Below are 220 nucleotides of genomic sequence, written 5' to 3' on the forward strand. Positions count from 1 at the left end.
GGGCGAATATTGTCTCGGGTCGCCTCCTGCTCAAAGCGATCCAGTAGTGGCGACAGGCTGACATAAGTGCCGATAACGATCAGCGCACTCAGGGTGAGTGCCAACAACGCCCAGCCAAACTCCACCGCAAATGCGCGGTTGCTGATTGTCTGCGCACTAGCGGGAGTGGAAATGGCGGGAGTGTGTGTGGAGGTCATCGCCAGCGGTCTACGGTGCTGAT

The 220-nt window shown here is 58.6% G+C and carries 1 protein-coding gene; it reads right to left on the reverse strand.

Features of this window, described 5'->3' with window-relative positions; all coding sequences use genetic code 11:
• Positions 1-197, reverse strand: a 197-nt coding sequence (locus A3709_RS15055; RefSeq protein WP_156507786.1) for a hypothetical protein, incomplete at its 3' end; no start/stop codon positions are given.
• Positions 198-220: the final 23 nt, after the last annotated feature.

The sequence above is a fragment of the Halioglobus sp. HI00S01 genome (genome assembly GCF_001635445.1).
Classification (GTDB): Bacteria; Pseudomonadota; Gammaproteobacteria; order Pseudomonadales; family Halieaceae; genus Halioglobus; species Halioglobus japonicus.